Origin of the sequence: Streptomyces sp. NPDC088246 (assembly GCF_044741025.1) — a bacterium.
In the GTDB taxonomy this organism is placed as follows: Bacteria; Actinomycetota; Actinomycetes; order Streptomycetales; family Streptomycetaceae; genus Streptomyces.
Window position 1 is genome coordinate 151527 of sequence record NZ_JBIURV010000017.1, and the last position, 26910, is coordinate 178436.

22 protein-coding genes, 1 tRNA gene and 1 pseudogene are annotated in these 26910 nt (G+C 69.9%); 12 read left to right on the forward strand and 12 right to left on the reverse strand.

The features are described from left to right. The first annotated feature begins 52 nt into the window (after positions 1-52). Positions 53-991: a metallophosphoesterase gene (locus ACIPEK_RS23820; protein WP_327274429.1), complete on the forward strand. Its 939-nt coding sequence runs from the start codon at positions 53-55 to the stop codon at positions 989-991. A 101-nt stretch (positions 992-1092) separates the two neighbouring features. After that, positions 1093-1166: transfer RNA gene (locus tag ACIPEK_RS23825), tRNA-Pro, on the forward strand. A gap of 269 nt (positions 1167-1435) precedes the next feature. Here ACIPEK_RS23825 and ACIPEK_RS23830 read toward each other — a convergent pair. From ACIPEK_RS23830 to ACIPEK_RS23860, 7 genes are all read right to left on the reverse strand, one after another. Further along, entirely contained in the window at positions 1436-3736 is a 2301-nt protein-coding gene (locus tag ACIPEK_RS23830) for an MMPL family transporter (protein WP_401999389.1), read from the reverse strand. A 133-nt stretch (positions 3737-3869) separates the two neighbouring features. Continuing rightward, complete coding sequence (locus ACIPEK_RS23835) at positions 3870-4139, reverse strand: hypothetical protein (RefSeq protein ID WP_383072447.1); 270 nt, start codon at positions 4137-4139, stop codon at positions 3870-3872. Beyond that, a complete protein-coding gene (locus ACIPEK_RS23840; protein ID WP_401999392.1) occupies positions 4136-4465 on the reverse strand; it encodes an ArsR/SmtB family transcription factor in 330 nt (109 codons plus the stop codon). The genes ACIPEK_RS23835 and ACIPEK_RS23840 overlap by 4 nt, the downstream gene beginning before the upstream one ends. Positions 4466-5312: 847 nt before the next feature. After that, positions 5313-6707, reverse strand: coding sequence for a hypothetical protein (locus ACIPEK_RS23845; RefSeq protein ID WP_401999395.1), 1395 nt, complete (start codon positions 6705-6707; stop codon positions 5313-5315). Positions 6708-6770: 63 nt separating this feature from the next. Continuing rightward, positions 6771-7727: a class I SAM-dependent methyltransferase gene (locus ACIPEK_RS23850; protein ID WP_401999398.1), complete on the reverse strand. Its 957-nt coding sequence runs from the start codon at positions 7725-7727 to the stop codon at positions 6771-6773. After that, positions 7724-8401, reverse strand: a complete 678-nt coding sequence (locus tag ACIPEK_RS23855) for a DUF2064 domain-containing protein (RefSeq protein WP_401999401.1) — start codon at positions 8399-8401, stop codon at positions 7724-7726. The genes ACIPEK_RS23850 and ACIPEK_RS23855 overlap by 4 nt, the downstream gene beginning before the upstream one ends. Beyond that, the gene (locus ACIPEK_RS23860) at positions 8398-9144 is read right to left on the reverse strand and encodes a glycosyltransferase family 2 protein (protein WP_401999404.1); all 747 of its coding nucleotides are present in this window, start codon (positions 9142-9144) and stop codon (positions 8398-8400) included. Before ACIPEK_RS23860 ends, ACIPEK_RS23855 begins: the two co-directional genes overlap by 4 nt. A 114-nt stretch (positions 9145-9258) precedes the next feature. On the opposite strand from ACIPEK_RS23860, the pseudogene ACIPEK_RS23865 reads away from it, so the two are divergent. After that, positions 9259-9552, forward strand: a pseudogene (locus ACIPEK_RS23865) (response regulator); the annotation flags it as partial. On the opposite strand, the gene ACIPEK_RS23870 reads toward ACIPEK_RS23865, so the two are convergent. Then, positions 9528-10613: an NAD-dependent epimerase/dehydratase family protein gene (locus ACIPEK_RS23870; protein WP_401999508.1), complete on the reverse strand. Its 1086-nt coding sequence runs from the start codon at positions 10611-10613 to the stop codon at positions 9528-9530. The pseudogene ACIPEK_RS23865 and the gene ACIPEK_RS23870 sit on opposite strands and share 25 nt — an antisense overlap. A 356-nt stretch (positions 10614-10969) precedes the next feature. On the opposite strand from ACIPEK_RS23870, the gene ACIPEK_RS23875 reads away from it, so the two are divergent. From ACIPEK_RS23875 to ACIPEK_RS23900, 6 genes are all read left to right on the forward strand, one after another. Further along, the gene (locus ACIPEK_RS23875) at positions 10970-11791 is read left to right on the forward strand and encodes a hypothetical protein (protein WP_401999407.1); all 822 of its coding nucleotides are present in this window, start codon (positions 10970-10972) and stop codon (positions 11789-11791) included. Positions 11792-12189: 398 nt separating this feature from the next. Next, positions 12190-14193 (forward strand): hypothetical protein, encoded by a 2004-nt coding sequence (locus tag ACIPEK_RS23880; protein ID WP_401999410.1) that lies wholly within the window; start codon positions 12190-12192, stop codon positions 14191-14193. Between the two features lies 1 nt (position 14194). Continuing rightward, positions 14195-15961, forward strand: coding sequence for a hypothetical protein (locus tag ACIPEK_RS23885; protein ID WP_401999413.1), 1767 nt, complete (start codon positions 14195-14197; stop codon positions 15959-15961). 15 nt (positions 15962-15976) lie between these two features. After that, positions 15977-16654: a hypothetical protein gene (locus ACIPEK_RS23890; RefSeq protein WP_327274417.1), complete on the forward strand. Its 678-nt coding sequence runs from the start codon at positions 15977-15979 to the stop codon at positions 16652-16654. 356 nt (positions 16655-17010) lie between these two features. Beyond that, positions 17011-17982: a protein phosphatase 2C domain-containing protein gene (locus tag ACIPEK_RS23895; protein WP_401999416.1), complete on the forward strand. Its 972-nt coding sequence runs from the start codon at positions 17011-17013 to the stop codon at positions 17980-17982. Further along, positions 17979-19631 (forward strand): hypothetical protein, encoded by a 1653-nt coding sequence (locus ACIPEK_RS23900; protein ID WP_401999419.1) that lies wholly within the window; start codon positions 17979-17981, stop codon positions 19629-19631. The genes ACIPEK_RS23895 and ACIPEK_RS23900 overlap by 4 nt, the downstream gene beginning before the upstream one ends. A gap of 55 nt (positions 19632-19686) precedes the next feature. On the opposite strand, the gene ACIPEK_RS23905 is transcribed toward ACIPEK_RS23900, so the two are convergent. Continuing rightward, complete coding sequence (locus ACIPEK_RS23905; RefSeq protein WP_401999421.1) at positions 19687-20385, reverse strand: Crp/Fnr family transcriptional regulator; 699 nt, start codon at positions 20383-20385, stop codon at positions 19687-19689. A gap of 10 nt (positions 20386-20395) precedes the next feature. Beyond that, the gene (locus tag ACIPEK_RS23910; RefSeq protein WP_327274413.1) at positions 20396-20905 is read right to left on the reverse strand and encodes a Pycsar system effector family protein; all 510 of its coding nucleotides are present in this window, start codon (positions 20903-20905) and stop codon (positions 20396-20398) included. A gap of 442 nt (positions 20906-21347) precedes the next feature. Between ACIPEK_RS23910 and ACIPEK_RS23915 the strand changes: the two genes are divergently transcribed. Together ACIPEK_RS23915 and ACIPEK_RS23920 are read left to right on the forward strand one after the other, a co-directional pair. Then, complete coding sequence (locus ACIPEK_RS23915) at positions 21348-21851, forward strand: FBP domain-containing protein (protein ID WP_401999424.1); 504 nt, start codon at positions 21348-21350, stop codon at positions 21849-21851. A gap of 873 nt (positions 21852-22724) precedes the next feature. Further along, entirely contained in the window at positions 22725-23252 is a 528-nt protein-coding gene (locus ACIPEK_RS23920) for a hypothetical protein (RefSeq protein WP_401999427.1), read from the forward strand. Positions 23253-23296: 44 nt separating this feature from the next. Here the strand turns inward: ACIPEK_RS23920 and ACIPEK_RS23925 are convergent, their stop codons facing one another. Then, positions 23297-24133, reverse strand: coding sequence for a response regulator transcription factor (locus tag ACIPEK_RS23925; RefSeq protein ID WP_401999430.1), 837 nt, complete (start codon positions 24131-24133; stop codon positions 23297-23299). A 416-nt stretch (positions 24134-24549) separates the two neighbouring features. Here ACIPEK_RS23925 and ACIPEK_RS23930 point away from each other — a divergent pair, with 416 nt between their 5' ends. Beyond that, positions 24550-25353 carry an SGNH/GDSL hydrolase family protein gene (locus tag ACIPEK_RS23930; RefSeq protein ID WP_351265108.1) on the forward strand — a complete coding sequence of 268 codons (804 nt, stop codon included), beginning with the start codon at positions 24550-24552 and terminating at the stop codon, positions 25351-25353. Positions 25354-25468: 115 nt separating this feature from the next. On the opposite strand, the gene ACIPEK_RS23935 is transcribed toward ACIPEK_RS23930, so the two are convergent. Further along, complete coding sequence (locus ACIPEK_RS23935; RefSeq protein WP_401999433.1) at positions 25469-26905, reverse strand: MFS transporter; 1437 nt, start codon at positions 26903-26905, stop codon at positions 25469-25471. Positions 26906-26910: the final 5 nt, after the last annotated feature.

Sequence of the window (26910 nt, forward strand, 5' to 3'; positions counted from 1 at the left end):
CCACCGCCCGCCGGTTTTCTTCCCGCCGCACCGTGTCTGCGACGATGGGCGCATGCGCGCACGCTACGGAGTACCCCTGAAAGTCACGGCAGTCGGCGCAGCGGTCGGCGCTGTCGGCCTCGCCTACGCCGCCGGATTCGAGGCCCGCTCGTTCCGCCTGCGACGGGTCACCATCCCCGTACTCCCGTACGGGGCACGACCGTTGCGCGTACTCCAGGTCTCCGACATCCACATGGTGAGCGGCCAGCGCAAGAAGCGCGCCTGGCTGCAGTCGCTGGCCGGCCTGCGCCCTGACTTCGTCGTGAACACCGGCGACAACCTCTCGGACCCCGAGGCCGTACCCGAGCTGCTCGACGCGCTCGGTCCGCTGATGCAGTTTCCAGGTGTATACGTCTTCGGCTCCAACGACTACTACGGCCCCAAGCTCCGCAACCCTGCCCGCTACCTCTTCGAGAAGGCCCAGGGCAAGCACGGCCTCAACGGGAACGCCCCCGCGGTCGGCGTCGTCCACAACCCGTGGGAGCCGATGCGCGACGCCTTCGACGAGGCGGGCTGGCTGGGCCTGTCCAACACCCGCGGCCGCCTCAAGATCGACGGTCTGGAGATCGCCTTCACCGGCCTGGACGACCCACACATCAAGCGCGACCGCTACGCGGAGGTGGCGGGCGGCCCCGAGACGGGCGCCGACCTCTCCATCGGCGTGGTCCACGCCCCCTACCTGCGCTCCCTGGACGCCTTCACGGCGGAGGGTTACCCCCTGATCCTGGCCGGTCACACCCACGGCGGCCAGCTCTGCATCCCCTTCTACGGTGCTCTGGTCACCAACTGCGACCTGGACACGGACCGGGTCAAGGGCCTCTCCACCCACTCCGTCGAGGACCACCGCGCCTACCTCCACGTCTCCGCAGGCTGCGGCACCAACCGCTACACCCCGGTCCGCTTCGCCTGCCCGCCCGAGGCGACCCTGCTGACCCTGACGCCCCGGGACTGAGCGCCCATGGCCCCGTCGCCCTCCGCAGCACATAAACCGGATTTCGTCTGCGGGCGCGGGTGGGCTAAAGTAATCGATGTCGCCGGGATACCGGCGGCGATCGGGGTGTAGCGCAGCTTGGCAGCGCGCTTCGTTCGGGACGAAGAGGTCGTGGGTTCAAATCCCGCCACCCCGACAGCTGAAATACCAGGTCAGAGGCCTGATCCACTTAGTGGATCAGGCCTCTGAGTGGTTTCTGGAGATCGCTTGGGAGAAATCCGGGAGAAGGCCTCGGCCATGACGCGGCCGTGGCAAGCCAGGCGTTGCCGTGGCCGCCGGGTTTCAGGAGGTCCGCCACTGCCGCCGTGCAGCGGGATGCCGCCCGAGCAGCAGACACGGCGGTCACCCGTTCAACGCCGACGGTCGGCGTTGAACGGGCTGGGCCCGCCGCGCCCTCGGCCGGCGCTAAGCCCCGGCCACCCGGGAAGGCTCCGCCGACGGAGCGCGCGCGATCAAGCCGGTCCTGCGGCTCCAGGCCCGCTCTCCGAGCAGGGACATCGCTGCAGGCAGCAGCACACCACGTACAACGGTGGCGTCGATGAGGACGGCCAGTGCCATGCCGAGGCCCAGCATCTTGTACTCGATGGCGGACAAGGTCATGAAGACCGTGAAGACACCGGTCATGATGAGCGCCGCGCTACTGACGACGCCCGCACTGGCCGCTATGCCTCCGACGACCGCCTCACGCGGCTCCATGCCCGCGAGCCACCGTTCCCTGATCCGGCTGAGAATGAAGATGTGGTAGTCCATGCTCAGGCCGAACAGGATGATGAACATGAACAGCGGTAGCCAACTCACCACTCCCCCATAGGAGTTGAATCCCAGCAACGACTCCAGGTTGCCGTCCTGGAAGACCAGGGTCAGCACCCCGTAAGCAGCGCCGATGGACAGCAGATTGAGCAGGATCGAAGCCAGCGGGATGGTCCATGACCGGAACGTCACCGCGAGCAGGAGGAACGCGAGGCCGAGGACGAACGCGAAGACGATCGGGGTCCGGCTGTTCACCTGCTTCGCGAAGTCGTACGGCATGGCGGTCTTGCCCGCGACCGCGTAGTCGACACCCTGCACCGTGCCGAGAGTGGCGGGGAGAACCTGGTCGCGCAGGGTCGCCAGGGCCCGATTCGCAACGGGATCGGTGACGGCGCCCTCCAGCGGCACGCGTACCACCATCGCGTCGCCGACCGGCACGACCGTGATCGGTTCCCGCAGCGCACCACGGCCGACCGCGGCCTGTCCGTGGAGCCCGTCGATCGCCTCTCGTACCTCGGGCGTGTCGGCCGACACGCCGTCTGCACGGTCGATGACCACCTGGGCCGCGGTCGCGGCCCCCGGGAACTCCTGCTGCATAGTGGTCGCGGCGTCCACCGCGGTCGAGACACCGGGCGGCAGGCTGGCGGTCACTGCAGCGTCCTGCAACCGGATCCCGAGCGCGGGCAGCGCCATGAGCAGCAGGGCCACGGCTGCCGTAGCGCCGGCCGCCACGGGCCGCCGTACGACCGCCCGTGCCACCCGCCTCCAGAGGTGAGACTCCTTCGCCGCGATCCTGCGCCGGCCGAGCCAAGGGATACGAGCCTTGTCGACACCGTCGCCGAGTGCGGCGAGCAGCGCGGGCAGGACCGTCACGGAGCCGAGCACCGCGAGGCCGACCACCAGGACGGTGCCTGCGGTCAGGCCCTTGAAGACATCCACACCGGTGAACAGCAGGCCGATCAGGCAGACCATCACGGTCGGGCCGGAGGCCACGACGGCATGGCCCGAGGTGCGTGCCGTTATCCGCAGCGCCTCCCGCACGTCGTGCCCGGCGGCCCGTTCCTCCCGCACCCGACGTAGGTAGAACAGCGAGTAGTCGATGCCGACAGCCATGCCGATCAGCAACACGATGGCGGAAGCGGCGCTGTTGAACGGTACCCACTGGCTGACGAGTTGCAGCAGACCGAACGCGGCCGCCACGGTGGTCGCCGACAGCAACAGCGGGATGCCGGCGGCGATGAGAGAGCCGAAGGCGACGAGCAGGATCAGGAGCGTCAGCGGCAGAGAGGTCGTCTCGGCGCGTTTGAGGTCGTCCTTGATTCCGTCGTTGACCGCCTCGGAGAGGCTGTGGTCGCCCGCCTGGGCGAGCCGTACCTGCGGATGGCGCTCCTGCACCCGCTTCACGGCCTTCACCGCAGCCGTGTAGTTGGCCTCGAACTGCCCCTCGCTGATGGCCACTTCGAAGGTGACCAGACCGGAGCGGCCGTCCTGCGACACCCAGCGCTCACCATGCGCCACCAGCGGGGAACCGACATCGCGCACCGCGCCCGGTGTCCGGCGCAGCTCGGCCACCAAATCCCCCGCGACCTCGCGTAGTTCGGGGTCGTCCGCGAACCGGCGGTCGCCCCTGGCGTCACGCGACCGGATCAGCACGTTCTCCCGGATGGAGCCGCCGCTGTCCTGCGCCCGCACCATCTGCTGGGCGCGACCGGCCTCTCCGGGATCGACCGAGCGGGCACCGTCCCCCGTCGCAAGTGCGCTGGACAGTACGGCGACCACTACGAGTGCGAGCCACCCGGTGATCACCAGGGCGCGGTGCCGGGTGGACCAGTCCGCGACAGCAGCTATCACGCCGGAGCGGTCGGGCCCGGCCGTATCGGAGTGGGGCGGTAAGCCCCCTGCGCCCGTATCGGGGCCGTCGGGCGGGCGGGGGACGGACTTGCTCTTGGGCAGCATGAGCTGCTCTCCTCTTCATCGGTGGGGTGTTCCTGCGCAAACTCGCCTGCGGCGAGGTGGTTCGTCTCCCCATGCCTGGGCCGTCGAGTTGCCGCTCGACGGCCCAGGGCTCTACGAGAGCCCCCGCGCGGGGTTACTCGACGTCTTTGAGGACCCGCTCGATCGAGTCCGTGCGGCCCTGCAGCTCCGAGACCTGGCCACCGATCTCGGCCAGTTTCCGCTCGATGTTCTGCTGCCCGGCGACAGCGGCTTCGGCGAGCTGCTTGTACTCGCTCTCGCGCGCCAACTGAGCCTTGGCCCGCCAGCTGATGGCGCCCTGCCAGATGATCGTGACAACCACGGCGGTGAGCAGGACGAAGATGCCGATGGTTCCGATGACTTCCTGCCACTCGTGATCGTTCATCGCTGTGATCCCCTCTCGATGGTCAGCGTCTCTACGGCGCTCTCGATGCACTGCGGTGTCAGGTGGACCGAGAAAGGGCTCACCTCGTAGAACTTCATTGCCTTTCCGTCCTCCGACAGCTCCAGCTGCGAGGAGACCAGACCGGCCGCCTCCAGCTTCTTCAGATGGACCTGGAGCAGCGCCCTGCTGATGTCCAGCTCGCGCGCCAGTTGGCTCACGTAGTTCCGTCCCCCCGCGAGGGCGGCGACGACCCGCAGCCTGTGCGGGTTGGACAGGGTGGCCAGCACCCGCACCAGGTCGTCGCCCGTCGGCGCGGGGTCTCTCATGTCAACATCCAGCACATGCCAAAAAATATTAGCAGGTGCCTTCACATCTAGGCATGCCCCGAAGGTGCGCCGCCACGAGCCGACGCTCACTCCGGGAACGCCGCCAGTCCCTGACCCGACCAGGACCCGCAACGTCCCAGGTGATCCGTACCGGAACCCGATCCTCGCGGCTGCCGGGCGCGCCACCGGCGGCGAACCCTGTCCGATGTGTGCGGAGCCCGTACCGAGGAGCGCTCACTGGGAGCACCGAGACCGGCACGTCTGCTCCAGCTGGTGCAACAACACGCTCAAGCGCCGTACGGCGGCCGGGATCCGGCGAGGGGAGATCGATCTCGCGTCGATACCGGATCACGGCGATCGTTCCTCCATCGACGCGGACCAACGCGCGCTTCAGCGAGGAGCGTCAGCCGGGGGTCTTTCGCACAACGCACACACCGGTTCGGCCACTCGTTCCTCTCCTGTTGACCATCGCCCACCCGAGACCACGGCCCTGGACTTCGCCACGCATCCTGCAGCGCTCGTGGAGCCGCTGATCAGGCGGAGCGCAGCCGATACCCTGCCACGGCCCGACCGCGCCACCCGGATCTCTTCGCCTCTGGTCTTCAAGCGGGATTGTTCTCCTTGCTGTCCTCGGCCGAGCGCCGCGCAGGCAATGTGCCGGGGTTCTCGAGGATGCCTGCCCGAAGTCCGAAAGAGCGTCGCCGTTGAGAATGCGTGTGGCCGTGCAGTGGGCAGGGCTCCGCGACACCTCAGGTGACGGCACCCGTCGGTGCTTGTCGGCGTACCGGAACGTCAACGTGGATTCGTCTGTACCCCGCGGCGGATGGGTTCAACGGTCTCTTTCTCGTCACCACCCGGTCCACAGCAGGTGGTTGACGAGCAGGGCGACGACGGCCTGTGCGGTCAGCCAGCCGCGCCGGGTGCCGGTGGGCAGAAGGGCGGCGGCGGGCAGCAGCCAGAGGATGAAGGGCTGCCAGATGCGTTCCGTCTCCGCCTTGCTCATCCCGGACAGGTCGGCGGCCAGGAGTGCCAGGAGCGCCATCAGGGCGAGCAGAATCAGCCGTTGGGGTGCGCAGGTGGTACCGGTGCGCAGGGCGCGTACGGCACCGGGGGTGCCGGCCGCGGCGCGGCGGAGCCCGGCCACCGTGGCGAGGCCCGCGGCGATCGTGGTGCAGGCGAGATTCGCCCAGACCCAGTAGGAGTACGGGCGGAAGCCACCCGCGCCCTGGTAGTAGCGCTCGACCAGCAGCCGGTAGCCCTCCCACCAGTTGTAGCCCGCCAGGGTGAAGAGGACCGGGACAACCAGCGCTCCGGCGAGGAAGAGGGGGACGGGGCGGGCGGTACGGGCGAGGACGAGGACGGCCAGGAGCAGGAACGCGATCAGCGTCAGACCGTAACTGAGGTAGCAGGTCAGCCCGTACAGCAGACCGGAGGCGAATGCGGCGGCGCGGGGGAGGCGGACCGTGTGGGTCGCTGCCAGGGCGAGGAGGGCCACGGACCAGGCGGCGACGGCGGCGAAGTAGGCGTCCGCCGAGGTGCCGGTCCACACCGCGACCGGTGCGAGGACCAGGAACGGGGCGGCACGGCGTGCGAGGCGCTCGTCGGCCAGGGCACGGAGCGCGACCAGGGCGGCCGGGACGGCGGAGCTGCCCACCACGATGCACCAGACCCCGGCCCAGGCGCCGCCGCCGAGCCCGATGCGGTCGAGCAGGACGAAGGTGAGCGTGGCGCCCGGCGGGTGCCCGGCAACATGGGTGGGCCAGTTGTCCGGGGAGCCGAGCAGGATGTGGTCGTCGAAGCCGCGCAGGGCCGCACCGATGTTCTGGAAACGGTCGATGGCCTGCAGATATTCATGCTTGGTGGTGAGCCGTTCGGCGATGCCCCGGCCCCAGCCGTCGATCAGCGCCAGCGAGAAGACCCAGGCGAGCGACGCCGCCCAGGCGGCCGGGAGCAGCGCCCGCCGACGGATACGGCCGGCCAGCGGCGGCCCGTACGCGACGACGGCTGCTGCCACGACGACGGCGGCCGGGGTGCCGGGGCCGGTGTGCGGGTACCAGGACGCCAGCAGGGGAGGCCAGTGGACGTAGAGGCTTCCGTCGGCGTCCTGGATCGACCGGCCGACAAGCACGGCGACGGTGACGAGCAGAACGCCCGCGGCGGCGGCGATCAGGTCGCGGCGGCGGCCTGTGCGGTGCCCGATGTCGTCCGTGGTGGGATGTGCTGTGCGGTCCTCGGTCTTCACGCAGGAACGCTATGCACAGCAGGGCGGTTACGCGTGATGCCACAGGATCGTGTCACCGAACCGTCAGATCTTGCTCCGGCTGCCCGCTCCGGGGTGTGACGTCAGAGATTCGTCAGGAGTCGTACGCCCTGCGCTCAGGCGTCCCGGGCATAGCTTCGGGACATGGGTGACAGACGTTTCGGAAAAGGCTTCCCCTTCACGCTTCCCGGCTCGGCATCGGGTCGTGGCCCGGCCTTCACCGGGCGGCTTCCCTCCGCGCCCGGGTTCTGGCGTAGCCCGGTGCGCGGTGTCCGGTTCACGGCGCAGGGACACGAAGGGGCGGCCGTCCGCCTCCCACTGATCGACGGGCTGCCATCTGTACGCCTGCGCGTACCGCAGCAGGGCCGGTGTGCCGAGCCGGGCCCAGGGGAACAGTGAGGCGGTCGCGGGTCCGGAGGCGCCAGTGCCGGCGGGCGCTGTGCCTCGTCCGTCGTCCAGCCGGACCTGGAGTCTCTCGTCGATGTCCTGTGGTGTCGTCTCGGCGATGAGCAGACCGCCCGGGGCGAGCAGGTTGGCCGTGCGGCGCAGGAGGAGAGGTGGGTTCCCGCCGATGCCGATGTTGCCGTCGAGGAGCAGGACGGTGCCCCAGCGGCCCTCGCCCGGCAGCGGGTCGAAGACGGAGCGGTGCAGCGCCGCTCCGCCGAGTCGAAGGGTGTGGGCGACTGCGGTCTCACTGATGTCGATGCCGAGTGCGCGATGACCGCGGACGGCGAGCTCGGCGACCAGCCGGCCGGGCCCGCAGCCGATGTCCAGAACGGGGCCTTCGCAACGGCCCAGTGCCGACAGGTCGGCGGCATCGGCGTTCGCGCACCAGCGTTCGACGTCCAGGGGCAACAGCCGGCCGTCGCTGCGGCGGAGGAAGAGCGGTCCGTGACCGTTGCGCAGCGCGTCGGCGTACGGATCGGTGCCCCAGGACGTGGTGCCACGGTCGGGGGACGGGGGTGACGTGACCAGCCTGCTGCGGTGAGGGACCGGGGTCATCGGGCCTCCGCCGGGGTCAGCAGGGCGAGCGTCGCGGCGAACCGGCCGTGCGGCGCCGCGGCGGCAACGGCGACGGCGTCCTGTGCGGTGTCCACATCACGCAACTGCGGAAGGTCGCGCACGGTCAGCCCGGCGTCGACCAGGCGTCGGCGCTGGACCGCGCCGGTCTCGGGTACGGACATGGGGACGCCGAGCAGGAGTTCCGGGGCGGGGACGGCCAGGCCCAGCGCCCAGAAGCCGCCGTCGTCGGCCGGTCCGAACCAGGCGTCGCAGCCGTCCCAGGCGGCGGGACGGAGCGCGGCGGCCAGATGGGCGGCGGTGATCTGAGGGGTGTCCATGCCGATGAGGAGAGTCGGCCCGGTACAGCAGGCGAAGGCCGCGGCAAGCCGTTCGTCGAGGCGGCCGGTGCCCTGCGGCAGCACCTCGATGCCGGGCGGCAGCCACGGTCCCGGCCGTCCTTCGAGGACGACGGCGCGGCGCCGGGCGGGCAGGGTGCACACGGTCCGCAGAGTGTCACCGAGCGCCGCCTCGGCAAGCCGGGCGGCCTGGGCGGGTGTGAACGGCGGTGTGAGCCGGGTCTTGACCCGACCCTGCAGCGGTTCCTTGGCGATGACCAGCACGGTCGTCGGGCCGGACAAGCCCTCGGCCGCACCGGGGCCGGCTGGGGCGCTCACCGGGGCACCCCCGGGCGCACGGTCCCCGGTGCCGTCCCGGCCGGTGGCTGAAGCAGCACCGCGCGCATGTCGCGCACCGCCTGCCAGGTACCCCGCCAGGTGCCGGTGACCTTCGACTTTCCGCTGCGAGGGAGATACGGGACGTCGGTCTCCGTGACCCGCAGTCCGGCGTCCGCCGCGCGGACCACCATCTGCAGCGGGTAACCGCTGCGCCGGTCGGTAAGACCGAGCGCCAGCAAATCCGCCCGGCGCCCGGCCCGCATCGGGCCGAGGTCGTGCAGCCGCAAGCCGGTGCGGCGGCGCAGCATCCGGGCCAGCGCGAAATTGCCGGCGCGGGCGTGCAGCGGCCAGGCACCGCGGCCCTCGGGGCAGCGGCGGCCGAGCAGCAGGTCGGTCTCGCCGTCGGCGATCCGGCGTACGAAGGCGGGGAGCAGGCCGGGGTCGAGGGAGCCGTCGCAGTCGCAGAAGCAGACGAACTCCGCCTCGGCGGCGAGCAGCCCGGCGTGGCAGGCGGCACCGAAGCCGCGCTGCGGCTCGTGCACGACAGTCGCACCGAGCGAGCGGGCCAGTTCGGCCGAGCCGTCGGTGGAACCGTTGTCGACGACGATCGCGCGCCAGCCGTCCGGGACGGCGGTCAGCACCCGGGGCAGGGCCGCGGCTTCGTCCAGACAGGGCAGGACGACGTCGGCACTCGGCGTAGGGATATGGGCGGACGGAGGGTCCGCCAGGGGGGAATCGGTCACGCCGCTCACCCTACGGAGCAGAAACCGACATTTCGGGCTCCATTTTCTTACGAAAAATGGATGTCGGCCCAGTAGCAGCGGACGGGTGCCGCGCGTGCATGCCTGGGTGGTGAAGTGGAGAACATCCCGGACGATTCAGGCCCAGGTACTCACTCCTGCCCCGGTACCGAACGCGGCCACGTCCTCGTCGTCGACGACGATCCGACGGTCGCCGAGGCCGTCGTCAGCTACCTGAACCGGGCGGGGTACGACGTCGAGCGGGCGGACGACGGTCCGACGGCGCTGGAGTGCTTCGCCGGACGCCGGCCGGACCTGGTCGTCCTCGATCAGATGCAAATGCTGCCCGGCACGGACGGGTTCGAGGTCTGCCGCCGGACGCGGGCTCATGGTTCCGTGCCGGTTCCGATGTTTGGGCGCATTCCTCGCAACGGGGCTGTCGCAAACTCCGCCATTCCCTTCGCGAACCCTTCTTGCGGTTTCCAGCCCAGCTCGTCTCGCAGTCGTCGTGAGTCCGCGGTGACATGGCGTACATCACCGAGCCGGTATTCGCCGGTGACCTTCGGAGCAGGGCCACCATGTGCCGAAGCCAGTGCCGAGGCCATCTCGCCGATGGTGCGGGGATCCCCACTCCCCGTGTTGTAAACAGCAAAACTGCCCGGCCCGTGACCTTTGACGGCTTCCAGTGCCAATACGTTCGCGGCCGCCACATCCCGTACATGGACAAAATCCCTCCGCTGGCAGCCGTCCTCAAAGACCTGGGGGGCCTCTCCACGGGCCAGCGCCGAGCGAAAGAAAGAGGCGACACCGGCGTACGGTGTGTCGCGCGGCATCCCCGGCCCGTACACGTTGTGGTAGCGCAGCAACACCGCGGACCCGCCCGTCGCGCGCGCCCAGGCCGCGGTGAGATGTTCCTGGGCGAGCTTGGTGGCCGCGTACACATTACGCGGGTCCGTGGGCGCGTCCTCGGTGACCAGGCCAGGCGCCAACTCCGCGCCACAGCATGGACAGTGCGGCTCGAACCGGCCCGCTTCCAGGTCAGCCGCCGCCCTCGGTCCCGGCCGGACCGTGCCGTGGCGAGGACAGTCGTAGCGTCCTTCGCCGTAGACCACCATCGAACCGGCCAGGACCAGGCTTCGCACACCCGCCTCGGCCATCGCCGCAAGCAGCACCGCTGTCCCGAGATCATTACACCCGACGTACTCGGGCGCGTCCGCGAAGTCATGTCCCAAGCCGACCATCGCTGCCTGATGACACACGGCGTCGATGCCCCGCAGGGCCCTGTCCACCGCCTCCCGATCGCGGACGTCCGCGATGATTCGCTCGGCGTCGCAATCTGCGGGGGCCACGGCCGCGCCGTGTACCGAAGACAGCAGCGCGTCGAACACGACTGCCTGATGCCCGGCCGATGTGAGGGTATGGACGATCTCCGACCCGATGAATCCGGCTCCACCGGTAACCAGTACGCGCATGGCACCCACGCTAGGCCGCCGGCGAATCACATGGCCGGATCCGGCGCGGCACGTCACGGGATCGTAAGAGATGTCCTACGGACGCCTGCAGACGAGACGAACGCGAACTCGGGAACATGGAACTCGACTGCCACGGCGCCGAACTCCGATTCCAGGACGTGACCGAACGCTTCTGGCGCTAGTCACGAGCCGCTGACCAGCACTTGTCCCCGATCTGACCTCCTGGGACCCCGACTGGATACGGAAGCCCGGCTTCCCGCTGTGGGTCAATTGGCGTAGACCCACAGGACTTCGGTGTCATACAACTGGGGCGACTGATCGAGTAGTTGCTGTCTAAAGCCCTTGGGGAGATCGCCATGTCTGGTGAAGCCACGCACTGCTGGGTCGTGGTGCTGGACATAGAGAACTTCAGTTCCCGGCCCGATCCGATCCAGCGTTCCCTGCGAAGCGGGATGTACGAGGTGCTCCGTGAAGCGCTTGTACGGGCCGGGCTGTCGGCCGATGGCATCGTCACCGAGGACCGTGGCGACGGGGTCCTGATGATCGTTCCTGCGGCCGTCTCACCGATCGTTCTGGCCGGACCGTTCGTACGCGCCCTTGACGACGAGCTCAAGCATAAGGCGGTCGTCTACAGCCCCGCTCACGCGATGCGGTTCCGGGTCGCTATGCACCAGGGGCTTGCCTCGCGAGACGGTGAGGGCTGGTCCGGAGACGCCGTCAACACCGCCTGTCGGCTGGTCGACGCGGGGCCGTTGCGCGAGGTCCTGGCCGCGTCGGCTTCGTCGCGGATGGTCTTCGTCGTGTCGGACGAGATCTACCGGGCGGTCGTCCGGCACGGGCACCGCTCCATCGACCCCGCCGCGTATCTGCCGATGCCGTTCCGGACCAAACACGGCGAGCTCATCGAGAGCTGGGTAACCGTGCCCGGATCTCCGGCCCCAGCCGGTCTCCCCGCGGCGGCACTGGATCCTCCCAGGCAGGCCGGGCCCCCGGAGACGGGCGGACCCGAGGCCGGCGGTCCTCAGGCGGCCCCGGACGGGCAAGGGGGAGCAGCAGCCGGCCCGGGCGACCGGGTAACGCCGAACGGAGCCGGTATCAGCGTCGGAACCGTCCACGGTGATGTGTTCCAGGGCAACAAGACCGTCAATGTCAACACGAACGGCCCAGTCCGGCCATGACAACACCGACGGGGGGAACGCCGGCCGCAGGCGGCGCCGCGGGAGCAGCACCGCCCGCGGCCGGTACGGGGGGCGGGGCCGGGGGGGGGGGGGGGGGGGCCCCCCCCCCCCCCCCCCCCCCCCCGGGGGGGGGGGGGGGGGCCCCCCCCCGGGGGAGGGGCCGGCCCGTACCCGCCGCCCCCCGGGCCCCCCCCCCCCCCCGGGGGGGGGGGGGGGGGGGGGGGGGGGGGGGGGGGGGGGTACCCCCCCCCCCCCCCGGCCCGGCGCAGGCTGCAGGTGAGGGACAGCCCCAGTCCGCAGACGGCGCGTCGGGTGCGCAGGGCAACGGGGAGGGCGGCGTCCAGGGCGAGCCTCCGCGTTCCGGCCCCGGAGCCGAGTCCTTCGAGGCCACCGGCCGGATGGGGCAGGGGTCTCTGCGCCACGACCGGGTACGCAACGCCTTCGCCAACGTCGAGGGCGATGTCTTCGGCGGCGACAAATATGTCCTGCTCCTGGGCGGCGCCCAGCGGCGCCTGCGGACCATCTCGCCGCTCCTGGACGAACGGGTGCGCTTCGCATACCAGGAGCCTCCTGGTCTGTCGGCCGCCCGGGAAGCGCTGGCGGGCCGGCATCTGCTGATCCTGCGCGGCGCCCCCGGCCACGGGAAGACGGCCATGGCCGTCCGCCTGCTCCAGGCCATGGGTGCCACCGCCAAGTACCACCTGGACAGTGATGTCGACTTCGCCTCCCTCGTCGACCTTCTGGAGCGCGGTGGGGACTCCATCGAGCGCGGTGCGGCTTTTCTGCTCGACCAGCCGTCCGCGGTCGCCGGGCTGCGCGGAGAGGTGTACGAGAAGGTGCAGGGCGCACTCGCCCTCGCGGGCGCGTGGCTGGTGATGACCGTCTCCAGCACCGAGGTCGCGGACAGCGAACTCCTGACGGCGGTCGTCGACGTCACCGAGGCGCCCGACCAGCGCGGCATCGTCTCCTCGCATCTGCGCTGGCGTCTGGGCGACGCGGTCCGCGACCGGCTCCTCGCCGACGACGGCATCGGGAAACTGCTGGACGAGCTGCTCGACGGCGACCCCGCCTGCAAGCAGGCAGCCGATCTCGCGGCGGCGATCACCGAGGAGTGGGAGACCGGACAGCTGGACCCTGAGGGCATCAAGAAGCGCCGTGCCCGCCAGGCCGACGAGGACTTCGACATCTGGGTCGAGAGCCTGCGGGAGCCCGCCGCCCGGAGTCTCGCGATCGCCCTCGCCGTGCTCAACGGCCTGCCGCAGGAGTACATAGCCACCGCCGCCCGTGCCCTGCGCGAGCGGCTGGAGGACGACCGCCCGCATGTGCTGATGGCCGGGCCCAACGGTGAACCGCCCCGCATCAAGGACCCCTTCGCTGCCCCGCGCCGCACGCAGCTGACCCGGCTGCGTGCCCGTGACATCGGCAAGGAGAACGGCGAGCCGGGCCGCGCGCTGGAGTACAAGGACCCCTCCTATCCACGACGGATCATCCGGCACGCATGGATCCAGTACGAGATCCAGAACGAACTGCTCGACTGGCTGTCGGCTCTGGTCGTGGACCCGGCCGAAGAGGTCCGGGTCTACGCGGCCGCGGCCCTCGGGGTAATCGCCGCGGAGTCGTACACCTACCTCTGCGACCAGGTCTTCCATCAGTGGGCGCAGAGCGAGAACCCGCTGCGGCGCGACGCCGTCGCCTATGCCCTTCAGATCGCCTCGCGCGACCCCTGGATCAGGGAGCAGGCTGACATGCTGGTGGAGGGATGGTTCGCCGATCGGAGACGGCCCTATGCGCAGGCAACGGCGGCACGGGTGTACGGCATGGGTGAGGACCCCGAGCTCGCCGTTGCAACGCTGGCCCGCCTCACCGTCGTCGACCGGGCAACCGTGGCCGTGGCCGTCGGTCGCAGCCTGACTGATCTGCTCGCGCAGAACACCGACTCGGCGGGGCTGGTGCTCCGCACCCTCCACGAGCGGTCCGCCGACCACCGAAGGCGGCCGACAGCGCTGCTCTCGTTCCTGATCGTGGCGGCCCAAGTAGTGGTGGGCAGGGGCGAGTCGGGGACCGACGGTTACATGGAGCAGTGGCCGGCCCTCCTCTATCTGGCGCACCACCGAGAGGAGTTGCGTGCACCGTTCATCGCCCTGTGGCGTGAGTCGCTCAACCAGGCGGAATTCGCTGAGGAGGCCCAGCAGGTGCTGCGCAATTGGGCCGCGGTCGCCGAACGCGATCCGTCTCTGCGTGCCATGTTCCAGCTGATGGTGGGCGCAATCGCGTACGGGGACCCGAGGACCGGCCGGATCCTGCGGCGGTGCGCGGCCGACTGGGTCGACCCGGACGAGCTGGCACCGCTGCCCCTGACTACTGCCGTCGTCCATGCTCAGCTCGATCTGGAAAGGGTGTGACATGACAGTCTCACTGATCCTCAACAACCGTCCGGTGTCACGCGGTCAACTCGCCACCCTGCCCAATCTTCCGCCGAACTTTGCGGTCGTCTATCCCCTTGACGGCGGTGGCTGGGAGGTCGAGTCGCCCAAGCACCGGACGATGACTCAGCGGTGGCTGGGCAAGAACAAGCTCTGCTACGTCGTGGACCTGGGTGATCACCGGCGAACGGCCAAGCTCACCAAGACCCCGTTGACCTGCAAGGACCAGGCGCACCGGTTCGAGGCGACGATCGACGTCGGATTCCGGGTGCATGATCCGGTCGCGGTGGTGCGGAGCAATCTCCCCGATGTGCTCAGCGCCGTCTATCCGCATCTGGTCAGCAAGATCCGGCCGCACGCGGCGCAGTTCGCGATCGAGGAGGCCTTCGAGGCCCAGGCCAGGATCAACGGGGCGCTGGCGCTGCCCATCCCGCTGCCCGAGGGCATGACGCTGTACCACTGCGATGTACAGCTCGAACCCGACCAGGCGGCTCGTGAGTTCATCCGCAGCCGCACCAAGGCGGGCCGAGACTCGGAGATGGGCCGCATGCAGCACAAGGCTGCCGTCGGGAACACCCGCCACCAGGAAACGATCAAGAACATCGAGCAGGAGGCCCGGATCGAGCGGGACAAGAGGGAACGCGCCGCCCTCGCCTCCGTACAGCTCGACTTCCGCAGCCTTGTCCTCGAACACCTGGCGAAGCACCCGGACGACACCGAGAAGGCTATGGATCTGCTGATGCGCTGGGAGGAGGGACGACAGCTGCGAGCCCTGGACCAGGAGCAGCGGCAGGTCGAGATGGTCCGGTACATGATCGACAAGGGCATAGTGCGGGAGGTGGATCTGCCCGGCCTGCGCGAGGGTGTGCTCGGGCCGTCGGCCAGTGTCTTCGGCGGGATGCTGCCGCCCGCTACCGGGGCGCTTGCGCAGACGGCTTCGGTGGCCCCGCAGGCGCTACCGCCGGTAGCGCAGACGGCACCGCCCGCGCCCCAACCGTCGGCGACCCCGCCGTGGGGCGGGACCCGTCCCGACGCCGCGCAGCGGTCCGGTGGCATCCCGTCTGCCCCGCCGCCTGACATCCGCCCGACGACGGTCGGCCTCGCTCCGGTCTACGTCGTCCTGGACACCTCCGCGTCCGCCGCCGGCTGTGTCACCGAACTCCGCGACTCGCTCCGGTCATTGCAGACCCTGCTCGCCAACAGCCCGGATGTGACCTCGGCCGTACGGCTGTCCGTACTGACCTTCTCCGACACGGCCGACGTCCGGATGCCGCTTACGCAGGTGTCGTGGCAGACCGGCGTCCCCGACCTCCAGGCAGGAAACGGCTGCCGGTATGAACCCATCTTCCGCCGCCTGCTGGAGCTCGTACCTCTGGAGACGGAACGGCTCAAGCAGCAGGCGCCGCGTGTGAACCGCCCCACCGTCTTCCTCCTCGCCGCGGGCGACCCGGAGGACGGCGGCCAGTGGCAGGCCGCACACCAGCAGCTGATGCAGCACCAGTACCGGCCGAACATCGTCGCCTGCGGCATCGGTGCGATCAACCGGCGGACGGTGGCACGGATCGCCAGCCCCGCCGAATTCGCTGTCGCGGCGAACGCACACGCGGACCTGGCGGAGTCGGCAGCGCAGTTCTCGATGCTCCTCCAGAACACCGTGCTCCACCTGGGGCGGAGTGCAGTCGCCGGCTCCTCCGAGCTGCGACTGGAACGCCCGCAGGGACTGAGCCCCATCGAAGATGTCGAGTAGAGAGAGTCGAACGAAATGGCCGAAACCCTCGGGCAGTTGCTGCCGGTTTATGTACTGGCGGATGAGTCCGGTTCCATGCATCCCTACGTCGGTGACCTCAATGCCGGACTCGCCTCGCTCCACCGGGCGATGCTCGGCGAGCCGATGGCCGCGGCGAAGGTCCGCTTCTCGGTGCTGGGGTTCGCCAACAGTGTGACCGAGCGGCTGATACTCGCCGATCTGCGGGCCGAGAACGAGCTGCCGCGCCTTACGGCGAGCGGCGGCACGAGCTACGAGGCGGCCTTTACCGCCCTGCTGAGACGGCTCCCGCAGGATGTGGACACGCTCAAGAGCCAGGGTTACCGCGTTCACCGGCCCGCGGTGTTCTTCCTCAGTGACGGACAGCCGAACTTCGGAGAGGCGTGGCAGGACAGACACCGGGAGCTCACCGACCGCTCGGTGACCAAGGCGGCGCCCAACATCATTGCCTGCGGCATCGGCCAGGCCGAGGCCGAGACGATACTCAGCGTCGCCACACAGTCGGAGTTCGCCTTCATCTCGGTGCCCGGTGCCCAACTGGGCGAGTCCATCGCTCAGTTCTTCACCGCGCTCACCAAGAGCGTGGTGGAGTCGGGCAATGCGATGGCGTCGGGCCAGGCGGAGCTGGTGGTCGAGCGGCCGGAAGGCTTCCGGCTCGCGATTGACGAGGTGTGAGCGTGGCGCGTTTCTTCGGGCGGCGACGGGAGGACGAGGGGGAGCCCTCCGAATCCTCCGGCGCCGCCGAGTCCCCGGCGGGGGACCCAATGCCGGACGCCCGGGCCTCGGCCATATCCAGGGACGGCCGGCCCCCCGCTCTGCCACCGGCTGACAGACCGCATTCCGGGCCGCCGACGCCGGGACACGGGTCGGCGCCGGGACACGGGCCCGCGTTCCCGGCGCGTCACGCGCCTCCGCCAGGGCAGGGAGTATCCACCGGCTATGGGCCGTCGGCCGGTCACCGGCCTCCGCCGGGCCAGGCGCAGCGGGCGGCGCCCGTCCTGCCCCACCAGCATCCCGACCGCGGTTCCCCGGTGCCCGCACAGAAAACACGGGAGCCCCGGCTCCCAGGGGCACAGCCGCCGGCCTGGGCCCGTTTCGTGCTCGGCCGGCCGACCGCCCGGTTCGAGCCGAAGCCGCCGCCTGCGGACCCCTATCGCCCCGACACGCTGTTCGACGGCTGGTCCACACGGGGGCTCACCGTCCGGCTGGCCTCCGTACGCGGTGACGCGCACCGCTTCGGTGGGCAGCCGCGCCAGGACGACATCGTGGTGGCGGCGCACGAGCCTACCGATGCGGTGGTGTTCGCGGTGGCGGACGGCGTCTCAGCGGCTCCTCAGTCGCATGTGGGCGCCGCGCTGGCCTGCCGTACCGCCGTCGCCGACGTGCTGAGGCAGCTGGACGAAGGACGGCCGCAGGTCGACTGGAACCGGGCCGTCGCTGCGGCCGCGTACCAACTGTTCATGCGGGTGACCCGCGGTCCGGAGCCGACCCGGGAGCAGAAACAGGAAGCCCAGGCCCTGCTGGCCACGACCCTGGTGACGGGCGTCGTGCGGCTCACCGGGAGCGGACAGCTGGAGGTCAATCTGGTGCACGTCGGGGACAGCGGTGCCTGGATGCTCCATGAGAACCGATTCCACCAGCTGCTGGGCGGCAAGGAGGAGCGTGCAGACGGGGTCTTCTCCTCCGCGGTGTCGGCACTGCCGTGGGTGCCGCCGCAGATCGAGGGGACCTGGTACACGGTCCCCGAGGACGGGGTGCTGCTGATCGGGACGGACGGGTTCGGCGATCCGCTGGGCGACGGCACGGGGAGGATCGGGCAGGTTATCGCGTACGAGTTGGGCCGTCCCCCTCGTGAACCGCAGGCCGTCGCGCAACTGCTCGACTTCTCCCGCGAGACATTCGACGACGACCGGACACTGCTCGCGGTCTGGCCGCGTCACTGCCTCGACGAGAGCGGCGGCCCTGGAACCGCGGCGGCCCGGACAGGCGGAGCGCCGGGATGAGCGGGGCGTATCCGGGAGCCATGGACGCCGGCCGGGTGGTGAAGGGGCGGAAGTTCAACTCCGGCGGTCAGGGCTCGGTGTGGGCGGTCAAGGACCGGACCATCAACGGGACCTGGCCGGTGGCCTACAAGGAGTACCACACCAGGATCCGCCCCGAGCTCAAGCCCGAAGTCCTCGCCTCAATGGTCGACTTCATTCCGTCCCTGCCGCACGGCACCGGCCAGTGGCTCGCTGAGTGCACCGCTTGGCCGGCCATGCTGGTGACGGATTCCGCCGGGTTGAGTGGATTTCTGATGCGGCAGATCCCCGAGCGGTACTTCCACCGCTTCGACTTCGCGCCGGACGAGTCGCGGCCCGCGGGCTTCCAGTACCTGCTGAACCCCCCGGACTACTTCCAGAAGGCGGGCTTCAGCATCACACCCCGCCAGCGGTTCGAGCTGCTCCTGGACTTCGCCCGCACGCTGGGGCGGCTGCACGCCCTCGGCGTCGTCGTGGGCGACGTGTCGCCGAACAACGTGCTCTTCTCCCTGGACGGGACACCCAGTTGCTTCCTCATCGACTGTGATGCGATGGCGCTGCACGGCAAGTCGGCGCTCCAGACCGTGGAGACACCCAACTGGGATCTGCCTTCGGGCGAGCAGCTGGGCAGTGCGACGGGCGACGCGTACAAGTTCGGGCTGCTCGCCGCACGGCTCTTCGCAGGCGAGCAGGACGGCCAGGACCTGACGGTTCTGCGTGCTGCCGACCCGGCCGTGGGGCAGCTGGCCGAGCGGAGCCTGTCCGCCGATCCCGCCCGGCGGCCGTCGGCGGAGGAGTGGCTGAGCGCCCTGGCCGACGCGGCTACCACGGCGCCCGCGACGCTTCCGCAGGCCACACCGCCGCGAACCTCCGTACCGCGGAACACGGCGGGCACGGCGTCAGCACCGCCGGGTGCCGCACGGCCACAGCAGCCGCCGCGGACCGTGCCCAACACCCCGCCCGTGGCCCCCCGAACCCCCTATATGCCAAGGCCGACGCCACCCCCGCCGGGCAAGTCCAAAGCCGGCCGGCGGTTCGTCGCGATCGTGCTGATCATCCTGGCCTTCGTCTACGGTCCCGATCTCTACGAGAAGATTGAGAAAGGGTTCCAATCCGACAGCTCCGGCCAGTCGGGTCAGGGCATCGGGTCCAACAGCTCCGGCTCGTCCGCTCAGAACTCCGAAGAAGGCCAGGCACGTAGCCTGAACGGCCTGCTGCAACGGAACGAGGGGAACCGTGGCGGTGTCGGCGAGGCGGTCCGCCGGATGACCGCCTGCCCGGGCCGCTCCGGGCTCCAAAAGGCCAAGGGGGTGTTCGAGGACGCGGCGACGGAGCGGGATGAACTCGTGCAGGATCTGGAAGCGCTCGACCATGATCTGCTGCCTACCTCCATGACGAAAAGTCTCGAATCCAGCTGGCAGGCTTCGGCCGACGCCGATCGTGCCTACGCGCGGCTGGCCGGCGAAATGATGAGCGGCTGCACACCCAAGGCCGTGCTGTCCTCGTCGCAGTGGCAGGAGGCATCCCATGCGAACACACAGGCGACGCGCGCAAAGAAGGATTTCGTCTCCGCCTGGAACCCGATGGCTGAGAAGCACGCGCTGACCACGATGTCCTGGGACGAGTTGTGACCGCGCCCCGTACTGTCCGACGGCTCTCGACCGGCGCCGCGCCGTCAGGCACCTGCTAATACCCGGAGCTGCTCAGCCGTTTCAGTTCATCCGGCCGGTCGATAGTCAGCTTGTTGCGTCCCGTCGTCACCCAGCCGCGCCCACGCCACTGCTCAAAGACACGGCTGACCGTCCGCCGGGAGCTGAGGACGAGTCCGGCGAAGTCGTCCTGGGACAGCGGCAGGGTGATGAGGACGGATCCATTCCTCTCGGGGCGCCCGTACTCCCCACCGAGCTCCAGCAGCAGTGCGGCGAGCCTGGCCTGGACGGCTTCGGAACCGGCGGCGGCCCGGTGTCCGTCCGCCTCGCGCAGGCGCTCGGAGAGCACCTGCTGGAGCGCGAACGCGATGACAGGCGTGGACCGGGCGGCAGCACGGAACAGGGACGAGGGGATCATCAGGGCCTCGACCCGAGTCAGCGCGGTGAGTGTGGCGGAGCGCGGTCCGCCGTCCAGTGCGGCCTGCTCGCCCAGCAGGTCCCCGGCGTTGCGGATGGCGAGCACAGCCTGGTAGCCCCCGGCGGAGTTGGCGGCAACCTTGGCGCAGCCGCGCCGGACAACAAGCAAATGGTCAGTGAGGTCGTACTGCCGCAGCAGGATGTCCTTGGGCGGGAAGGCAACCATGCTGCCGATGTCACGCAGTTGGACCCTGGCGTCGTCGTCAAGCAGCGACCAGAAGGGCATCCGGCGCGGGCGGTGGTGGGGTGCGCTGTCCACAAAGGCCGTATCAGGCGAGAGCGACAACGACGGCGACCGACAGACTACCGATGACGGCCAGCAGCAGCGATTGCTGGACACGCCTGTGCTTCGTCCAGGCGATCGCGCTCATGACAACGAGCTGGCGGCTGAGGGTGGGCAAAGGATCGGCGCGGGCGAGCCGCTGGGCGAGGTCGTCGGGGGTCCAGTGGCGCAGATGGCCGTAGAAGAGGAACTCGTCCTCGCCGGGGTTGGGCGAGCGGCCCTGGCCGTTGTGGCGAGGGATGACGACGAGAACGGCGAGGACCGCAGAGAGCCCGATGAGGGCTACTCCCAGCCAGAGGATGACCTCGGCGACGCCGGTCACGCGGTCGAGGGAGCGGCCACTGCCGGACAGCGCGGCAATTCCGGCGAGGGCGGCGGACTCCATGGCCAGGGCGAAGGACGCCTTGGCATCCACCGTGCGGGTCGACTCGTGGAGCGAGGCGTGGATCTGCCAGGCGATCTTCGCCGCCTCAGCCCGGGACTCTTCCCGCGACACTGGAGCACCCCCCGATTCTCGACACCCCCGCCACTATAGCCACGGCCAGGCCGGGCCAGCATTCCATCCACCATGTCAATTGCCGCTGGTCCAGCCGGAATTGAACTGAAACGTCCGGGGATTGACCAAGACTCCGGACTGTCCCGACCGAACCCGGAACGATTCAGCGGCCGGCATGTGACGGTCCCCGCCCACCGAGGGCCTGCTCATCTCGCTCTCCTACCGGCCGTACGCGCGCGAGCCGCGGCTGTCCCGGCCGGCCCGCCGCACGCCGAGCGCGGTGGGGTTTCAGGGAGGCTATTGCCTTGAACATCCGCCCCCTCCACGTCGGACGTGCTCCGCCGGGTCCGGGAGAGAGCCCATGTGCGATGCAGGTCCTGTCCGGCGGATCACTCGAATATTGAGATGCGGGCCTGTCGGGGTGGACATAGGGTCGATGCCCGTGGAACCACTCAGCGAGAAACAGATCCGCTCATCCTTCGTGAATTGCACCCAGGGTGAGGCGGCGCGGCTTCGGCTGCCGCTCGACTTCGCCGAACTGCCCTGGGAGGACCTGGACTTCTTGGGATGGGTGGATCCGGGAGCGCCGCTGCGGGCACATCTCGTGGTGCCACGGGCACAGGGTCCGCTGGGGATATCTCTGCGCATACCCTCCGTGAGGCGAACCAGCGCCGCGAAGTCCAGCATGTGCCAGATCTGTCTGACAAATCACGCCTCCTCCGGGGTCACCCTGCTCGCTGCCCCCTTGGCGGGCGCCCGGGGCCGCGAGGGCAACACGGTTGGTATCTACACCTGCGCGGACCTCGCCTGCCCCCTGTATCTGCGGGGCAAGCGACAGCCGAAGCTGCGTTCCGGGCGGTACGAGGAGTCCCTGACGCTGGACGAGCGCCTCGAGCGCATGGCGGGCAACCTGGATGCCTTCACGGCCAAGGTCACCGACACGTAAGCCCTGGCGAGCACAGCCCGTCACCCCGTAAGGAGGCGGAAACGTCCGACGGGGGGTGGAAGGCTGTCGACCTCATCGGAGCACTCGGCGGACCCGAGCAGCGCCTGCGCGAGGCCCTCTCCATCCCCGACGCCACCGCGGAACGCCTGTCCCCGCTCCGGCCGGTACGCCCAGGGTCGCCGCCCACCCTCGCCATGCACGGCACCCAGGACCGTGTCGTACCCATCGACCGGGCACGCCGCGTCCGCGACCGGGTGGCCGCCGAGGGCAACCACTGCCGCCTCGTGGAGTACGCCCCTGCCGCCCGCGTCGGCACAAGCGCGCTCGACAGCGAGAGCCCGAGATGCACCTTTCGCACTCACATGCGAATCTGGTACTGGCCCATCGTCCGATATCCGCTACAGGAGGCACGATCGTGGGCAAGAAGCAGAGTCGGCAGAACCGAGGTGCCCGCACCGGCGGCCACGAACGCAGCGCTGCTCCGGAGACGAAGGAACAGCCGACGCGGCCAACGGCTGCCCAGGACACGGTGCACTCGATCTCAGAACAGGTCTCCCACCGGAAGCAGCGGAGGTTCGGCCACAACTGACCCTCGTCGATCTACGACAACCGCCCTCTGTGGTGGCAACCCCGCGTCGGGGTTGCCACCACAGAGGGCGGTTGTCGTCAGGGCCTACGGTCGGCCGTCCGCCGGCCCGGAGCGGTCCCGGAACAGTTCTTGATGGCTTCTCCCTAGGTCCTTCATGGGCGCGGTCCTACATTCGTCGCCGTCCGGCCGGAGCGGGAGCCGGGCGACGGCCAATGTGCGAGGAGCCCACGAGCACGAGTTCGCGTCGGTGGTACGGGGGAAGGCTGCTGATCGGGGTGGTGTCGGTGGCGACGTTGACCGTGACCGGCTGCGGAGGCGGCGGAAACAGCGGGAGCGAGGTCGCCTCGGCGTCGAACGGCAAGAGCGGCGCTACGGCCTCCACGAGCAGTTCCAGCGAGCTGGCCGACTATGTCGAGGGGCGGCGGAAGTGGGTCGAATGCCTGCGCGACGAGGGGTTCGACATCTCCGATCCCGACTCCAAGGGCAAGGTCGAGTTCGGCGAAAATTCCAAGTGGAAGCGTGATCCGAAAGCCCTCAAGGCTCAGGAGAAGTGCGCCGCCCTCAGTCTGCCCATCCCTGAGAGCGTCCTCGCGGACCAGCGGCCCGCACTCTCCGAGGAGGAGATCGGGAAGAACCGGCAGTACGCGAAGTGCATGCAGGAGCACGGGGCGCCCGACTTCCCCGACACCGGTGCCGACGGCCACTTCCAGGAATCCCCCTGGGACTCGGCGCCGGCGGGTGCCGAGCGGGCCGCGCGCGCGTGCGCCCCGGTCACCGGCATCCCGGACGACGCACCCTCACCCAAGGGCTGATGGAACCGGGCGCCGTGAACGTCGTGAAGGGCACGGGCGGGCAATCAGCCGACAGCAGTGGGGGCAGACGTGACGGAGAGGGGCGCGGACGACCGGGGGGTCGGACGGCGCAGGCGCGCACCCGTCATCCCGGCGTCCGGGATTCTGTTGGTCGCCGCGGTCGGCGTGGTCGGAGCCATGGGGCTGGGCGGGGGCGGCGTGGGTGCTGACGGTGCGGGCGGTCGGGGGACCGGCGGCCAGGCCGTGCGGGTCGCTCGGGGCACGCTGACCGACCGGACCGAGATCGATGGCCGCCTCGGGCACGGACCTGAGGTTCCGTTCCAGATCAAGGCGAGCGGAACGGTGACCTGGCTGCCCGAAGCGGACAAGATCGTGTGGCGCGGCGAGACGGTGCTGCGTGTCGACGACCGCCCGGTGGTGCCGCTGTACGGCAGCCTGCCCATGTATCGCGGCCTGGGCATGACGGAAGCTGAAGGTGCGGCCGCCGGAAGCACCGCCGGCTCGGTGCGCCCGGCCGCCTTCGACCGGCGCAGCAGCGCCCTGACCCGAGTTGTCAGCTCCCTGGGGCTGTACGGCTTGGCCATGTAGTCGTCGGCTCCCAGGTCCAGCCCCAGGAGCATGTCCTCCTCCGTGGTGCGTGCCGTGAGCAGCAGGATGGGGACCTGGGATTCGGCACGCAGGATCCGGCATACGTCGAGGCCGTCGACGTTCGGCATCATCACATCGAGCACGATGAGGTCGGGCCGGGAGGACCTTGCCCGGTCGATCGCCGAGCGGCCGTCGGCGACGATCTGGACCTCGTTCCCCTCACGCTCCAGATAGATGCCTATCAACCGCGCCTGCTTCACGTCGTCCTCGGCAACCAGTATGCGTGCGCTCAACGAGACTCCTCGTCCGGGCTCCGTCGTGACATGGGCACCAGTATCCGTATGAGCCGCTGCCGCGGAGCCGGGACTCCAGCAGCAGATACCGGATCTCCCCCTACGCCTGCTGGCCTGTCATATGACACCTCTCGCCGGACCGTTCAGGCACCTACGGCCAGTCGCACGGGGCCGGGCCCCGCACCACAGGGGCCGTGGCACGGGGCCCCACCGCCACCCGAACACACAGGTCTCGCACGGAGATTCAGGCACCCCGAGAGGTTTATCTACGCGCGGAGCTATCGCGACCGAACGATCATTCAGGCATATCAGACCAGTTCTCACGCAGCTATTACCGGCGAGTACCAACAGCTGCTAGAAACATGGCGCTCACTCAACCCCCCACCCACCCCCCACACTTCGGAGGGCTGACAGCCATGTCAGTACGGAGATTCTGGACGTCCGCATCCACTCTGGTCCTCGCCGCCGTGGCCGCTCTGGGCGTCGCCCAGCCGGCCTCGGCATCCTCGGCCGCCGCCGGCGGGTACGTCGCACTCGGCGACTCGTACTCGTCCGGCGTCGGCGCGGGGAGCTATCTCTCCGACAGCGGCGACTGCCGCCGCAGCACCAAGGCCTACCCCTACCTCTGGGCAGCTGCGAACTCACCTTCCTCTTTCGCCTTCGTCGCCTGTTCGGGCGCCACGACGAGTTCGGTGGCCGGCAGCCAGCTGGGCGCACTGAGCTCGTCCACCGGCCTGGTCAGCGTCACGGCGGGCGGCAACGACGTCGGCTTCGCCGATGTCATGCAGGACTGCGTGCTGTCCAGCGAGGCCACCTGCCTGAGCAGCGTGAGCTCGGCCGTGTCGCAGATGCAGAACTCACTTCCGTCCGGCCTGCGTTCGCTCTACGGATCCATCCGGTCACGGGCCCCGCAGGCACATGTCGTGGTGCTGGGATACCCGCGCTTCTACCAGCTGAGCGGCAGCTGCATCGCCGGGCTCTCGGAGAAGGAGCGGGCGGCCATCAACAACGCGTCCGACGTCCTGAACGGTGTCATCGCCAAGCAGGCGGCCGACGCCGGGTTCACGTTCTCCAGCGTGGTGGACGAGTTCACCGGGCATGAGCTGTGCTCCGGTGACGCATGGCTCAACAGTGTGACGCTCCCCGTCTACAACTCGTACCACCCCAAGGCCGCCGGACAGTCGGGCGGCTATCTTCCGGCCTTCCGCTCGGCCGCGTAGGACGCGGACGACGGAGGTACAGAAGCGCGGCGGGCCGCCGGGGTGTTCCGGCCGCCCACCGCGCTTCTGTTGCGTTCAGGCACGGGCATATTGTCTCAGGCGCGGGCGTGTCGCTTCAGGCGCGGGCAGCGGCGGGCCGCCGGTGCAGGGCAAGGGCGGTCGCAGCGGCGACTAGGGCGGTGGCTGCGGCCACCCACCATCCGTGCCGGAATGCGTCGAGCGCCTCGGCCGGTCCGTCAGAGGCGCCGAGCAGCGTGACCATCAGGGCGACACCCAACACCGAACCGGTCTGCCGTGCCATCGTGGTGACCGCTGATCCGGTGGCGAAACGCGTGGGCGGGAGAGCCGCAGCGGCCGCGCCGACCAGGGTGGGGAGGGCGAAGCCGACGCCGATGCCGGTGATCACCATGCCGGGGAGGAAACCGCTCGCGTAGTACGGAGCCGTATCGAGCGCGACGGCCCACCAGGCCAGCCCGACAGCGAACAGCAGGCAGCCGAGTGCGGCGGTGCGGCCCGCTCCGATGCGGCTGACGACCGGACCCGAGAGGACGGCGAGCGCGGGTACGGCCAACGGCCCCGGTGCGATGGCGAGTCCCGTACGGATCGCCGAATACCCCCACACCTGCTGGCACCAGAGCACCGACGTCAGCAGCATCGCCGCGAACGCGGCGGTGAAGAGCAGAGCTGCGAGGGTGGCCGTCGCGAAGGCCCGGGTACGCAGCATCGGCAGTTCGACGACCGGGGCCGGGTGCCGGGCGGAGCGCAGCCAGAAGCCCGCGGTGAGGACGGCGGTCGCGACCAGCGTGCCGAGGACACCCGGCGAACTCCAGCCCCAGGCATCGGCCTTGACCAGGGCGAGCGCCAGTGCGCCGATGGCGAGGGTGAGCAGAACGGCACCGAAGAGGTCCGGAAAGGGACCCTCGCGGTGCGGGCGGGCATCGGGCAGCCACCGGGCGCCCGCGATCAGGCCGATCGCACCGACCGGCACATTGACGAGGAAGACCCAGCGCCAGTCCGCTTCCACGAGTACGCCACCGACCACCGGCCCCAGACCGGCCGCGATGCCGCCGATCGCCGCCCAACTACGGATGGCCCGGGGGCGGCGCTCTGCCGGAGTGTTGACGAGCAGGAGGGCGAGCGACGTCGGCATGAGGGCGGCGGCTCCGACGGCCTGCAGGACGCGGGCGGCCACCAGCCAGCCGACGCCGGGGGCGACTGCGCAGAGCGCGGAGGCGGCGGTGAAGACCGCAAGACCGAGAAGGAAGCCTCGGCGGTGTCCGTACCGGTCGGCGAGCCGGCCCGCGACGACGAGCAGAGCGGCGAAGACGATCGCGTACGCGTTGAGCACCCAGGACAGCGAGGCGAGCGAGCTGCCGTCGAAGGCGTCGCCGAGGGCGGGGACCGCGACATTGACGATGAACAGGTCGAGATTCACGACGAAGACACCGGCCGAAATGATCCAGACGGTGGCACGTGAGGAGGCCGGGGCAGCCGCGCGGTCAGTCGCGGAGGCAACCACGGAAGGTGGTGCGTTTGATTCTCCAACTGTCATGACGG